Annotated in this window: 13 protein-coding genes; 6 read left to right on the top strand and 7 right to left on the bottom strand. The window is 65.9% G+C overall.

Going from position 1 to position 13,151, the window contains the following annotated elements; genetic code table 11:
- The first annotated feature begins 211 nt into the window (after window positions 1-211).
- Genes DD559_RS19725 through DD559_RS03765 form a run of 3 tightly spaced genes read left to right on the top strand, consistent with a single transcriptional unit; the run spans window position 212 to window position 1,286 of the window.
- Window positions 212-385, top strand: a complete 174-nt coding sequence (locus DD559_RS19725) for a hypothetical protein (protein WP_165830963.1) — start codon at window positions 212-214, stop codon at window positions 383-385.
- Between the two features lie 43 nt (window positions 386-428).
- A complete protein-coding gene (locus DD559_RS03770) occupies window positions 429-716 on the top strand; it encodes a hypothetical protein (protein ID WP_116468009.1) in 288 nt (95 codons plus the stop codon).
- 24 nt (window positions 717-740) lie between these two features.
- Complete coding sequence (locus DD559_RS03765; protein ID WP_116468008.1) at window positions 741-1,286, top strand: hypothetical protein; 546 nt, start codon at window positions 741-743, stop codon at window positions 1,284-1,286.
- On the opposite strand, the gene DD559_RS03760 is transcribed toward DD559_RS03765, so the two are convergent.
- The 6 genes from DD559_RS03760 to DD559_RS03735 all read right to left on the bottom strand — a co-directional run bounded on the left by DD559_RS03760 (window position 1,276) and on the right by DD559_RS03735 (window position 8,769).
- Window positions 1,276-3,423: a prolyl oligopeptidase family serine peptidase gene (locus DD559_RS03760; RefSeq protein WP_116468007.1), complete on the bottom strand. Its 2,148-nt coding sequence runs from the start codon at window positions 3,421-3,423 to the stop codon at window positions 1,276-1,278. The genes DD559_RS03765 and DD559_RS03760 overlap by 11 nt on opposite strands.
- Window positions 3,424-3,604: 181 nt before the next feature.
- Window positions 3,605-4,255 (bottom strand): DUF1013 domain-containing protein, encoded by a 651-nt coding sequence (locus DD559_RS03755; protein ID WP_116470695.1) that lies wholly within the window; start codon window positions 4,253-4,255, stop codon window positions 3,605-3,607.
- Window positions 4,256-4,385: 130 nt separating this feature from the next.
- Window positions 4,386-5,408 (bottom strand): glycosyltransferase family 4 protein, encoded by a 1,023-nt coding sequence (locus DD559_RS03750; RefSeq protein WP_116470694.1) that lies wholly within the window; start codon window positions 5,406-5,408, stop codon window positions 4,386-4,388.
- Between the two features lie 23 nt (window positions 5,409-5,431).
- Window positions 5,432-6,310, bottom strand: coding sequence for a UDP-2,3-diacylglucosamine diphosphatase (locus DD559_RS03745; RefSeq protein ID WP_116468006.1), 879 nt, complete (start codon window positions 6,308-6,310; stop codon window positions 5,432-5,434).
- A gap of 143 nt (window positions 6,311-6,453) precedes the next feature.
- Window positions 6,454-8,109: a flotillin family protein gene (locus DD559_RS03740; protein ID WP_206364439.1), complete on the bottom strand. Its 1,656-nt coding sequence runs from the start codon at window positions 8,107-8,109 to the stop codon at window positions 6,454-6,456.
- A 39-nt stretch (window positions 8,110-8,148) separates the two neighbouring features.
- Window positions 8,149-8,769, bottom strand: coding sequence for a YqiJ family protein (locus DD559_RS03735; protein ID WP_116470693.1), 621 nt, complete (start codon window positions 8,767-8,769; stop codon window positions 8,149-8,151).
- Window positions 8,770-8,912: 143 nt separating this feature from the next.
- Here DD559_RS03735 and DD559_RS03730 point away from each other — a divergent pair, with 143 nt between their 5' ends.
- Window positions 8,913-9,338: a hypothetical protein gene (locus DD559_RS03730; protein WP_116468004.1), complete on the top strand. Its 426-nt coding sequence runs from the start codon at window positions 8,913-8,915 to the stop codon at window positions 9,336-9,338.
- Here the strand turns inward: DD559_RS03730 and DD559_RS03725 are convergent, their stop codons facing one another.
- Window positions 9,339-10,346: an NAD(P)H-quinone oxidoreductase gene (locus tag DD559_RS03725; RefSeq protein WP_206364438.1), complete on the bottom strand. Its 1,008-nt coding sequence runs from the start codon at window positions 10,344-10,346 to the stop codon at window positions 9,339-9,341.
- A gap of 78 nt (window positions 10,347-10,424) precedes the next feature.
- Here DD559_RS03725 and DD559_RS03720 point away from each other — a divergent pair, with 78 nt between their 5' ends.
- Together DD559_RS03720 and clpA are read left to right on the top strand one after the other, a co-directional pair.
- Window positions 10,425-10,622 (top strand): DUF1192 domain-containing protein, encoded by a 198-nt coding sequence (locus DD559_RS03720; protein WP_116468003.1) that lies wholly within the window; start codon window positions 10,425-10,427, stop codon window positions 10,620-10,622.
- A 138-nt stretch (window positions 10,623-10,760) separates the two neighbouring features.
- Window positions 10,761-13,082, top strand: a complete 2,322-nt coding sequence (gene clpA / locus DD559_RS03715; protein ID WP_116468002.1) for an ATP-dependent Clp protease ATP-binding subunit ClpA — start codon at window positions 10,761-10,763, stop codon at window positions 13,080-13,082.
- Window positions 13,083-13,151 lie beyond the last annotated feature (69 nt).

Below are 13,151 nucleotides of genomic sequence, written 5' to 3'. Positions count from 1 at the left end.
CCGCGACGTGGCGGCCCGGCGGTGCGTCGGGGGATCGACGCCGCCCGCCTTCCGAAACGGGGCAGGGTACAAACGGCGATTACATCGGCTGCGGGGGTTACGCCGGCGCCCCGGCATCCCCATATCAACACAATCGCGGGCAAGACGCTTTCGTAAGCGCCTGCGGCTGAGAGACGGATGCGCTCCCGCTTACATGCGCTGGAGTGCTGCCATGGACATCAACGATCTTCTTTCCCGCCATCAGATTTCGCTGATGCGCGCCAGCGCTGCCGGTTGCGTGGAGGCACGCGTGGCCCATCACGGCCTGGCCCGCGGCTATGCAGATCGCATCCGCGAATTGCAGGCACGGGCCGGTGCAGGCCTGCTGCTGCGAGAGCCGCATTGATCGGCGCCCCGCCCTTTCCAGCCTCGCACAAGGAACGCGCCGCATGAACGAACCGATCGCCGATCCGGCAGAAACCCCTGCTGCGAAATCCCTCCGCCAAGGCCCGTTCCGGCGCAAGTTCACGGCGGTTCGGCTGGCCCCGGAAAGTGCCGAGCGGCAAAGCCGCGTCGCGCTGCTGGCCTGGAACACGTTGGGCGGCGAACAGGCGATGGCGTTCCTGAACGCGCATGACGATGCCCTGGGGGGCCGCCCCCTGGATCTCGCGGTGGCCAGTGCCGATGGCTGCGAAGCCGTGGAGCGCGCCATTGCGGCGCGCGCAGCGGCGCGCTGAAGGCTGCGGCGCGCGCTTCCTCCGGTGCGGGATGAATTCGCCCGCGCCCATGCGACCCTCCGCAACGGCGCAGCATTCCTCGCCAAGTGGATGATGGCGCAGGACGCCGCCGGCAGCCATGCCGGGCCGCACGGTCATCGCCGGCGCTCGCGCGTAATCGCCAATGGCTTGCGCGAACTCGATCGCTTTCTCAACCTGCTGGTCGACGAAGCCTGCTGGCGGCATGGCCTGCCCGCACAGCCGCGCCAGCGCAACACGGCGAACAAGCTCGGCAGCTTCCGCGCCGCGCTGGGCCTCGAACTGGCGGAACGTCCCCAGCTGGAAGCCCTTGCACGCACGCGGGACCTGCTGTTCCACTGCAACGGCATGGCCCTGCGTGGCGATCGGCGCGGCGAACGGCTGCTGACGCTCGGCTGGCCGGGCAGCGACGACGCGGCCGCGCTGGCGACAGTCGCCACCGGTTCGGTCATCATCGTGACGGGCAGCGACATGGCCAGCGTGTGCGGCTTGTATCAACAGCTGGCCGATGCCCTGCTGGAGGGCGGAACGCCCCCCAGCATCACGGCCTGATCGGCAGCCCCGTCCATGCTGCGGCGAAGGCCCACAGGTCGGCGGTTTCCTCGATCACCTTGTCGGTCGGCTTGCCCGATCCATGGCCTGCCCGCGTCTCGATGCGGATCAGGTGGGGTTTGTCACCGATATCGGCATGTTGCAGCGCTGCGGTATATTTGAAGCTGTGGCCGGGGACCACGCGGTCATCGGTATCGGCCGTGCTCACCAGGATCGCCGGATAGGCCACCCCGCTCCTCACATTGTGATAGGGCGAATAGCTGTAGAGGCGCTTGAAATCGGCTTCCTTCGAAGGATAGCCAAAATCATCCACCCAGTAGCGGCCGGCGGTGAACCGGTCGAATCTGGTCATATCCATCACGCCCACGGCGGGCAGCGCCGCCGCGAACAGATCCGGCCGCTGGTTGGTGACGGCCCCGACCAGCAGGCCGCCATTGGATCCGCCCTGGATCGCCAGTTGTCCCTTGCCGGTCACGCCCTGCGCGATCAGCGTCTCGCCCGCAGCGATGAAGTCGTCAAAGCCGTTCTGCTTGTTCGCCAGCCGGCCGCCATCGTGCCACGCCTTGCCATATTCGCCGCCGCCGCGGATGTTCGCCACCACGAACACGCCGCCCTGCTCCAGCCAGGCCAGCCGTCCGGCGGAGAAGCCCGGGGTGATCGGGATGTTGAACCCGCCATAGCCATAGAGGATGGTCGGCGCCGGGCCGGTGACGCTCTTCTTGCGCACGATGAACATCGGCACGCGGGTGCCGTCCTTCGAGGCATAGAAGCGCTGCTCGACGGCGTAATCCTCCGGCTTGAACGCCACCTTCGGGGTCGCCCAGGGCGTCGCCTTGCCGGTCGCCACGTCGTAGCGGAAGATCGTCGTCGGATAGTTGAAGCTGGTAAAGGCGAAGAAGGTTTCGCCCTTGTGCGGATCGCCGCCAAAGCCGCTGGCGGTGCCGATCCCGGGCAGCGCGACGGTGCCGTCCGCCGCGCCGTCGAGCGTATAGCGCCGTACTTCGGTTGCCGCATCCACCATATAGTTCAGGATCAGCCGTTCGCCGACGATCGTGGCGCCGGCCAGCGTCTCCTTCTGCTCCGGCACCACTTCGTGCGGCGTCAGCGCAGGGTCGGCCAGATCGATCGTCACGATGCGCTGGCGGGGCGCGCCGGCATCGGTGGTGAACCAGAATTTGGTGCCGACATTGCCGATCGCCGACCATTCATTGGCCAGCGTACCGATCACCGTCTTCGCCTTCCACGCCGGATCGGTGAGATCGACGATGTGGACGAGATTCTTGTTGTCGGTGCCTTCGCTGGTCGAGATCACCAGATAGCGGCCATCGTCGGTGATGCCGGCATAATGGCTCTGCTTCGGGGCCGCCGGCGTATCATAGACTAGCCGATCGGCGCTCTGCTGCGTGCCGAGCTTGTGGAAATAGACCTTGTGGTTCTCGGTCAGCGCCTGGAACTTGGCGTCGGCCGGCGGCTCGGGATAGCGCGAGTAGAAGAAGCCGCTGCCATCCTTCGCCCAGGACAGGCCCATGGTGTATTTCGCCCAGTTGACCGTGTCGCCGGTTTCCTTGCCGGTCGCGACGTCGAGCACCTTGACCGTCCGCCAGTCGGTGCCGCCGTCCTGGATCGAATAGGCCAGCAGCTTGCCGTCCTCGCTGGGCAGCCATTCGGCGAGCGCGGTCGCGCCGTCCTTCGACCAGCCATTGGGATCGATCAGCACCCGGCCCGTGCCGTCTAGGCCGTCGCGCACGAACAGCACCGCCTGATTCTGCAGGCCGCTATTGTGCGCATAGAAATAGCGCCCCCCCTTGTGCTCGGGCAGGCCGAAACGCTCGTAATCGAACAGCTGCTTGATTCGTGCCTTCAGCACGTCGCGGCCGGGCAGCGTCGCCAGATAGGCGTCCGTCACCTTGTTCTCGGCTGCCACCCAGGCGGCGACCTCGGGATCGTTGCGAACGTCGTTTTCCAGCCAACGATAGGGATCGGCGACCTGCACCCCGAACTGTTCGTCGACCACGTCCACACGGCGGGTGTCGGGATAACGGATCTTGGTCATCGGCGCGTTGGTCTCCGGCGGGGTCTGGGCTTGGATGGGAGCGGCGGTGGCGAGCAGTAACGGCACGATCAATGCACGGCGCATCAAGGAAGCTCCTTCAGGATGCGCGGGACCTTAGGCACAGGACCGCGCCCGCTCAAGCGCGGCGCGAGGCGTTCGAGGGCAAGGATCGGGGAAGGGTCGCTCCAGCGGGCCGAAAGGCCGCGCGCCGGGAACCATGGCCGCAGGGGCCGGCACCGATGGCGGGCCGGCCCCTGCGCGAAGATCAACGCTTGAAGAGATTCTCGGCAGTGCGCTCGATCGGCGCTTCATAGGCCTCGGGCGTATGCGTCGCGGCATAGCGCTCGGCGCGGAGCTGTTCGATCAGCGCCTCGCGGTCGCCTTCCAGGCGGGTATCGGTCGGCGCTTCGATGCCGGCGGCCTTGGCGGCCTTCGATACCAGCGCGTCCAGCTCGCGCTGCGAGCACAGGCCGAGCGTCACCGGATCCTTCGGCACGATGTTGCCGATATTCCAGTGGGTGCGATCGCGGATCGCGGCGATGGTGGTGCGGGTGGTGCCGATCAGCTTGCTGATCGCGCCGTCCGAAACCTCGGGGTGGTTGCGCAGGATCCAGGCGATGCCGTCGGGCTTGTCCTGCCGCTTGGAAACCGGCGTGTAGCGCGGCCCCTTGGTGCGGCGGACCTGCTCGGGGCCCTTCTGCATCTTCATCACATAGTTGGGATCGCGCTGCCCCTTCTCGATCTCCTCCATCGTCAGCTCATGCGCACGAACCGGATCGCGGCCGGTGAGCTTGGTGGCGGCAGTATCGTCGGCAATCGCCTGCACTTCGAGGATGTGGAGCCCGCAGAACTCGGCGATCTGCTCGAACGACAGCGACGTGTTGTCGACCAGCCAGGAAGCGGTCGCGTGCGGCATCAGCGGCTGGGCCACGGTCAAATCTCCGGAACTTGAAACAATAAGGGCCGCCCATCACGGGCGGCCACATTGCGTCCTGATGTAGGCAAGGTTGCCCGCCGGGGCAAGCATTTCCACGATTCGACGATTTTCAGGCCGCAGCCTTTTCCCCATCGATCGGCACCAGCGCGTTCAGGAACTGATGGGCGCTGGCTTCCCAGGTGAAGCTGCGGCCATAGGCGGCGCAGGCGGCCCGGTCGAGGGTGAGCGCCCGATCGATGGCGACGGCGAGATCCTCGTCCATCACGCCCGTCTCCGGGGTGAGCACATCAACCGGCCCCGTCACCGGATAGGCGGCGACCGGCGTGCCGCACGCCAGCGCCTCGATCATCACCAGGCCGAACGTGTCGGTACGACTGGGGAACACGAATACATCGGCACCGGCATAGGCGGCGGCGAGATCGGCGCCGAACTGCGCCCCCAAGAACAATGCATCCGGATAGCGCGCCTCCAGCATCGCCCGTGCCGGGCCATCGCCCACCACCACCTTGGTGCCGGGCCGCGCGATCTTGAGGAACGCCTCCAGATTCTTCTCCACCGCAACCCGGCCGACATAGAGCATCACCGGCCCGGCCAGCGCCGTCATCCGCGGATGCGGCGGCAGGCCGGGGTGGAAATGGGCGAGATCGACGCCGCGCCCCCAGTGCCGGACCTGGCTCAGCCCGTGATCGACCAGCGACTGGCGAATCGACGCGGTGGAGGCGAGGATGGTCGCGCTGGGTGCGTGGAACCAGCGGATATAGCGCCAGATCCACTCCGCCGGCACGCCCGAGCGGGCCGAGACATAATCGGGGAACTGGGTGTGATAGGCGGTGGTGAACGGCCGCTTCTGCCGCAGGCACCAGCGCCGCGCGGCGACGCAGAGCGGCCCCTCGGTGGCGAGGTGGATCGCGTTCGGAGCGAACGCCTCCAGCATCGCGCCCACGCTCGCCACGCTGGTGATCGCCAGCCGGATCTCGGGATAGGTGGGGCACGGCAGGGAATAGAATCGGTCGGGCGATACCACCATCACCTGATGGCCCTGGCTTTCCAGCACCCGACGCACCGATTGGAGCGTGCGGACGACGCCGTTTACCTGGGGCTCCCAGGCATCGGTTACGATTGCGATACGCACGGCTTCGGTCCTCGCCGCTGCCGTCACGCCGCCGCCAGTCTGACCTCGGACTCTGGCTGCGACTCGCGCGCTGCCATTTCTTCGGCCCAGTGGAGAATTTCCATGGACCCGTCGTAATGCTCCACCAGCGCGGTGCAACCCTCTACCCAGTCGCCGTCGTTATAATAGGCAATACCGTCGATCGCGCGGATCTCCGCTTTGTGGATATGCCCGGCGATCACGCCGTCAACGCCGCGCGCACCTGCCTCCCGCGCCACGATTTCCTCGAACTTGGAAATGAAGGACACAGCGTTTTTCACTTTCTGCTTGGCATATTTGCTAAGCGACCAATAGGGCAGCCCCATCCAGCGCCGCACCCGGTTCAGCCAGCGGTTGAGCGTCATCATCATTTCGTAGGCAGCGTCGCCAAGGTGCGCGAGCCAGCGGTGCGAGAGCGTGATCGCGTCGAATTCGTCGCCGTGCAGCACCAGCAGGCGGCGGCCATCGGCGGTAGTGTGGATCGCCTGGCGCTTGATCTTCACCCCGCCGAAATCGAGCCCGGTGAACTGGCGGAACATCTCGTCATGATTGCCGGGAATATAGACGATCTCGGTACCGCGCTTCGCCCGCTTCAGCACCCGCCATACGATGTCATTGTGCGTCGCCGGCCAGTAGAAGCGCTTCTTCATCGCCCAGCCGTCGATGATATCGCCGACAAGATACATCTTCTCGCTGTCGACATGGTCGAGAAAATCGATCAGCATCTCGGCATTGCAACCGCGCGTGCCGAGGTGGACGTCGGATATCCACACCGCCCGATACTTGCGGCGACTGGTGATCGCCCGCTCCGGTATCGTCGGAGTCGATGCGTGAAAGTCCGCCAGACCGGCGACATCGAACGAAAGCCTGGTGATCGCGGCCATTGCCAACTTCCCGTGGATCGCTGTGCTTACCCGGGATTCGCCTATGCCGTGGCATTGTTACATTTCGAATCGTTCGGATTTCATACGTCTGTCACACAGGCGGCACGGGGTTGCGTCGCGCGCAACGACGCAACCCCGCGCACCTATTCGCTGGCCGGCGCGGCGGCCGGTGCGCCCACCTGCGCAGTGGCGCCCGCTACCAGCGTGTCGAGCGAGCTGCCGTCAAAGCCGAGCTCGCGCATCAGCCCGTCGATCACCGGTGCCTGCGCCCGATAGCGCAGCGCCGCTGCAACCGCCGAGTTGGCAAGGTTGCGATCGCCCTCGCCCTCGCCGCCGGTGCCGGCCACCGTTCCGCCACCGCGCCCATTCAGGCCATCGAGCTGCACGATCTTGATCGAATCGATCGCCTCCAGCGGCTTAGCCGCTTCGCGCACCAGATCGGGCAGCACGTTGAGCAGCGCCAGCTTGGTCTGCAGCGAGACCTGGTCGGACGAAAGCAGGTTGGCCGCCTCGTTCACCGCCCGCTGGCCCGCCGCTTCCACCTCGAAGCGGACGCGGTCGGCCTCGGCCTTCAGCTTGGCGGCCTCCGCCTCGCCCTCGGCGGCCAGTCGCGCCGCTTCGGCGCGATCGGCGGCAGCGGCCTTCTCCGCCTCCGCCTGCACCTTGATCGCGATCGCGGCGCGCTCCGCCTCGCGGGATGCGTCGATCAGTTCGATACGCTTGGTACGCTCGGCAACCTCGGCCTCGCGGGCGGTGCGCACGCCTTCCTCCGCCACCACGGCTTCGGCACGGGCCTTGTCCGCCACCGCCCTTGCCTGGCTTTCCTCGCGGCTCTTGTTCTGCACCGCGATCTGCTGTTCCTGCCGGGCGAGTTCGAGCGCCTGCGCCTGCGCGATCTTCGCTTCCTGGATCGCGCGGTCGGCCTCGATCTGCTGGGCGTCGATCTGGCGCTTTGCCTCGATCCGCGCCTGTTCGGCCTCGCGCTGGCGCGCCGCCTGCTCGCGGGCGACCTCGGATGCCTGCTCGGCGCGGCGCACCTCCAGCTCGCGCTCCTGCTCCAGCCGGGCGAATTCGGTGTCCCGGCCGATCAGGAAGGACTGCCGCTGCGCCTCCAGATTCTTGGTCTCGATCTGCACCCGCGTATCCTGCTCGATATCGTTACGCGCCTTTTTGCGCAGTTCGATCTGCTCGGTCAGCTTGGTCAGGCCCTCGGCGTCAAACGCGTTGTTGGCGTTGAAATGCTCGATCGAGGTCTGATCGAGGCCGGTCAGCGAGACGCTTTCCAGCTCCAGCCCGTTCATCGCCAGATCGGCGGAGCTGACCTGCTGCACCTTCTGCACGAAGTCGCTGCGCTGTTCGTGCAGCTGCGCCATCGTCATACCGGCCGCAACGGAGCGCAGCGCGTCGACGAACTTGCCCTCCACCAGTTCCTTCAGCAGATCCGGGTTCATCGTCCGCATGCCAAGCGTCTGCGCGGCGATCGCGATCGACTGGGCGTCAGGCTTTACCCGCACATAGAATTCGGCCTTCACGTCGATGCGCAACCGATCGAGCGTGATCAACGCGTCCGAATTCTTGCGCTCCACCGCCAGCCGCACGGTGTTAAGGTTCACCGGCATGGTTTCATGAAACACCGGCAACACCAGCGCGCCGCCATTGATGACGACCTTTTCGCCACCGGCGCCGGTGCGCACGAAGCCGACTTCCTTGGACGCGCGCTTGTACAGCTTGGCGAAGATGATGCCGATGACGATCAACGCCAGCAGCGCCGCGCCCGCATAGGCGACATAGGGCAACATCGAAGAAGCTCCTTGGGGAACAAGTGACTGCATGATTTCTCAGTCCTCGAGGCGGGGCAGACGATGGTCGCCCCAGGAAATGGCACGGAAGGTCTCGCCCTCGCGCCGGATCAGCAGGACGGCCTCGCCCTGCTCGAAACTCTGGCCGGGGCTGTCGGGCTCGACCATGACGTAATGGACCTGCCCATAGGCATCGTGCGCCTGCGCCCGCGCGGGAGAGCCGGGCGCCGCGCGGCCGATGACGATGCGGGCGGTGGTGCCGATCAGGCTTTCGATCGGCACGGCGGTGGTAAGATCGCGGGGCAGCAGCCGGGCAATCCCGCGGACGGCAAGCCCCGTCAGCGGCAGGGATGCGAGCGCCACTGCGGGCACCGCGATCCAGCCGCCAAGCGCAGCGCCGCGCCAGTCATGCGCCGCCTGCTGCACGCAGAGGCCAAGCACCCCGAAGATGCTGAGGAACACGACAAGCAGGATCAGCAGCGGCACCTGCCCGAACCCCAGCCACCCGAGCATATCGATCGAAGCGTCGCCATCGATATCGGAATCGAGTTCCGCCCAGTCCCCGCCGAGCCCGAGCAGCTGCACCGCCCCGATAAACAGCATCAGCACGAGCGCCGAGACGAATGCGACGCTCCCGGGCGCGAAAATGACGTCGAACAAAGCTCCCTCCCGATCCGGGCCCATCCTAGGGCGGCGGGAAAAACAAGCGAAGCGAAATCGGTTCCAGGGGCCCCTTTGTTTCTTTCAAGAAATGTTCGCAGGCCGCGGCGATCCCTCTAGAATTGAGAGGAGAAAGGATCCTGATGTCCCTCCAGTCCCTCGACGTCTGCACCCGTGAATCGCTGGACGCGGCCCGCGCGATGGCCGCCCTTGTCGATCGCCAGAGCAGTTCCAGCGAATTTGCCGCCGCGCGCGAGCGCTTCATGGCGGCAATGCGCAGCCACCATGCGACGACCGATGCCGTGCTGCTCGCGCCGCTGCGCGAAAGCGACGATTGCGCGCATCATGCGATGGCGCGGCGCGCCACCGAACAGGATCTTGCCCGCCGCGAGCTGGTGGCCGAACATTTCGCCGCCTGGCCAGCCGAGGCTATCCGCGCCGATGCGCCGCGCTATCGTCGCGCGGTGCGCCAGTTGCTGCGGATGCTCGAACGGCGGAACGCCTACCAGGAACAGGTATTGCTGCCGATGGCGATGGAAGCGCTGGCGATGCGCCGCGAGGCCGCCTGATTACAGCGTATCCCAGATCGTCAGCACGATCTTGCCGACATGCGCCCCGGCCTCCATCCGCCGGTGCGCCTCCGCGGCTTCGGCGAAGGGATAGGTGCGATCGATCACCGGCTTCAACTTGCCTTCGGCGACCAGCGGCCAGACGGTGCGGCGCAGTTCGTCTGCCACCAGCGACTTGAATTCCACCGATCGGGGGCGCAGCGTCGATCCGGTCAACGTCAGGCGGCGGCGCATCACATCCCATAGCGGGATGGTCGCGGTAGCCCCGCCCTGCACCGCGATCGAAACATGGCGGCCTTCCTCGGCCAGGCATTGCAGGTTGCGCGGCACATAATCGCCGCCGACCATGTCGATCACGATTTCGACACCGCGGCCGCCGGTGAACGCCTTCACCTCCTCGACGAAATCCTGCGTCTTGTAGTTGATCGCCAGATCGGCGCCGAGCGCACGAGCTGCCGCGCATTTGGCGTCCGATCCCGCCGTCACGATGATCTTCAGGTCGAACAGCTTGGCCAGCGCGATCGCCATCGTGCCGATGCCGCTGGTGCCGCCATGGACCAACACCGTTTCCCCCGGCCCGGCCCAGGCCCGCTCGAATAGGTTCGACCAGACCGTGAACAGCGTTTCCGGCATGGCTGCGGCTTCCACCATGGTCAGCGCCGGCGGGACCGCCAGGCACTGGCCGGCAGGGGCGACCGCATATTCGGCATAGGCGCCGCCGGCGATCAACGCGCAGACCGGCTGCCCGAGCAGCGACTCGTTCACCCGGGCGCCGACTCCCACCACCGTGCCCGCGATCTCCATACCCAGAATGGAAGGTGCGCCCTGCGGCGGCGGATATTTGCCCTGTCGCTGCAGGATTTCGGGCCGGTTGATACCGGCGGCTGCGACTCGGACCAGCACCTCCCCCTCCCCCGGCTGAGGGATCGGCCGCGCCACCGGCACCAGGACTTCGGGGCCGCCCGGCGCATCGGGGTCGATGGCCAGCATCATTTCGGCTGCGATCATCGGTTAGCTTCTTTTTAACCTAAGGAGAAATCCGGCGCCTTATTGACATCGCACCGCACCGGGTCAACGTTTCGTCACATGGACGCCGACGAAAATCTGCCGCGTCGTTCCGACGACCTTGCGGTGCAGCTGACCAGGCAGGATCTCGATCCCTTCTCGGTGGCTGAACTGGAAGCGCGAATCCGTGTTCTGGAAGGCGAGATCGCCCGATGCCGCGGAAAGATTCAACAGGCCGTTCACCACCGCGCAAGCGCAGACGCTCTATTTAAGAGATGAGCGTCACGGCACCGGAACTCGGGCGATACGCCACGATCTGCCGGTGTGGGGCCGCAGCGCTTGATGCAAAGCCCTGCCCTCCCGACATTAGGGACAACGGGCTTAGCACCCTTTCGGCCCGACTGGAGTTGTATCCAAATGCCTAGTTTCGCCTCCGCTCTTGAAGCCACCCTCCACAAGGCGCTCGAGGCAGCCTCTGCCCGCCGCCACGAATATGCGACGCTCGAGCATCTGCTGCTCGCGTTGATCGACGACGAACATGCCTCCAAGGTGATGAGCGCGTGCGGGGTGGACCTGGGCGAGCTGAAGACCACCGTGGCGCATTATCTCGATACCGAGCTGGAAGCACTGAAGGTGGACAACGCCACCGATCCCTCCCCCACCAGCGGGTTCCAGCGCGTCGTCCAGCGCGCGATCCTGCACGTCCAGTCCTCGGGCCGCGACGAAGTGACCGGCGCCAACGTGCTGGTCGCGCTGTTCAGCGAGCGCGAGAGCTATGCGGTCTATTTCCTGCAGCAGCAGGACATGAGCCGGCTCGATGCCGTCAGCTATATCAGCCACGGCGTCGGCAAGGGCGGTGCCACGCCGGCCGAGACCAGCACCCCCAAGGGCGCTGCCGAGGAAGACAAGTCGAACAAGCAGGAGGCGAAGACGGGCAAGGGTGAGAGCGCGCTCAAGCAGTTCACCGTCGACCTCAACGAGAAGGCGAAGATCGGCAAGGTCGATCCGCTGATCGGCCGCGCGTCCGAGGTTGACCGCACCGTCCAGATCCTCTGCCGGCGCAGCAAGAACAACCCGCTCTATGTGGGCGATCCCGGCGTCGGCAAGACCGCCATCGCCGAGGGCCTGGCGCGGAAGATCGTCGAAGGCGAGGTTCCCGAGGTGCTGAAGGACGCGGTGATCTACTCGCTCGACATGGGCGCGCTGCTTGCCGGCACCCGCTATCGCGGCGACTTCGAGGAACGCCTCAAGCAGGTCGTCTCGGAGCTGGAGAAGCTGCCGCACGCGGTGCTCTTCATCGACGAGATCCACACCGTGATCGGCGCGGGCGCGACCAGCGGCGGCGCGATGGATGCGTCGAACCTGCTCAAGCCCGCGCTGTCGGGCGGCTCGATCCGCTGCATCGGCTCGACCACCTACAAGGAATTCCGCAACCACTTCGAGAAGGACCGCGCGCTGCTCCGCCGCTTCCAGAAGATCGACGTCAACGAGCCGTCGGTCGAGGATACGGTGAAGATCCTGGCGGGCCTGCGCTCGGCGTTCGAGCAGCACCATTCGGTGAAGTACACGCCGGACGCGATCAAGTCGGCGGTGGAGCTGTCGGCGCGCTACATCAACGACCGCAAGCTGCCGGACAAGGCGATCGACGTGATCGACGAAGTCGGCGCGATGCAGATGCTGGTGGCGCCGTCCAAGCGCAAGAAGGTCATCACCCCCAAGGAGATCGAGCAGGTCATCGCGACCATGGCGCGCATCCCACCGAAGACCGTCTCGTCGGACGACACCAAGGTACTCGCCAATATCGAGCAGGATCTGAAGCGCGTCGTGTTCGGCCAGGACAAGGCGATCGAGGTGCTCAGCTCCGCGATCAAGCTCAGCCGTGCGGGCCTGCGCGATCCGGACAAGCCGATCGGCAACTATCTGTTCTCGGGTCCCACCGGCGTCGGCAAGACCGAGGTGGCGAAGCAGCTGGCCAACCTGCTCGGCATCCCGCTCCAGCGCTTCGACATGTCCGAGTACATGGAACGCCACTCGGTCAGCCGGCTGATCGGTGCGCCTCCGGGCTATGTCGGCTATGACCAGGGCGGCCTGCTGACCGACGCGGTCGACCAGAACCCGCATTCGGTGCTGCTGCTCGACGAGATCGAGAAGGCGCATCCGGACCTGTTCAACATCCTGCTGCAGGTGATGGACAACGGCAAGCTGACCGACCACCACGGCAAGACCGTCGACTTCCGCAACACCATCCTCATCCTGACCACCAATGCCGGTGCGTCGGACATGGCGAAGGAAAGCGTGGGCTTCGGCGAGCTGAGCCGCGAGGACGTGCAGGAAGAGGCGGTGAAGAACCTGTTCACCCCCGAATTCCGCAACCGCCTCGATGCGATCGTGCCGTTCGGCTATCTGCCGCCGGAAGTCGTCGCCCGCGTCGTCGACAAGTTCGTGCTCCAGCTCGAACTCCAGCTCACCGACCGCGGCGTCCACATCCATCTGGACGAGGAAGCCAAGGCGTGGCTCACCAAGCGCGGCTATGACAAGCTGTACGGCGCCCGCCCGATGGGCCGCCTGATGCAGGAAAAGATCAAGCAGCCGCTCGCCGAGGAGCTGCTGTTCGGCAAGCTCGTCCATGGCGGCGAGGTCAATGTGAAGCTGAAGGACAATGCGCTGGCGTTCGAAATCACGCCGGCCGCACCGAAGAAGCCGAAGAAAGGCAAGAAGGCCGAACCCGCAGGGGCCTGAGGCCAGACGCCACTTTCACGACGATCGAGCCCGGGGCGCCGCTTCCCCGGGCTTTTTCGTGCGCGTCAT

The sequence above is a fragment of the Sphingomonas pokkalii genome, from assembly GCF_003096275.1.
Classification (GTDB): domain Bacteria; phylum Pseudomonadota; class Alphaproteobacteria; order Sphingomonadales; family Sphingomonadaceae; genus Sphingomonas; species Sphingomonas pokkalii.
This window is presented reverse-complemented; position numbering and strand designations above follow the sequence as displayed.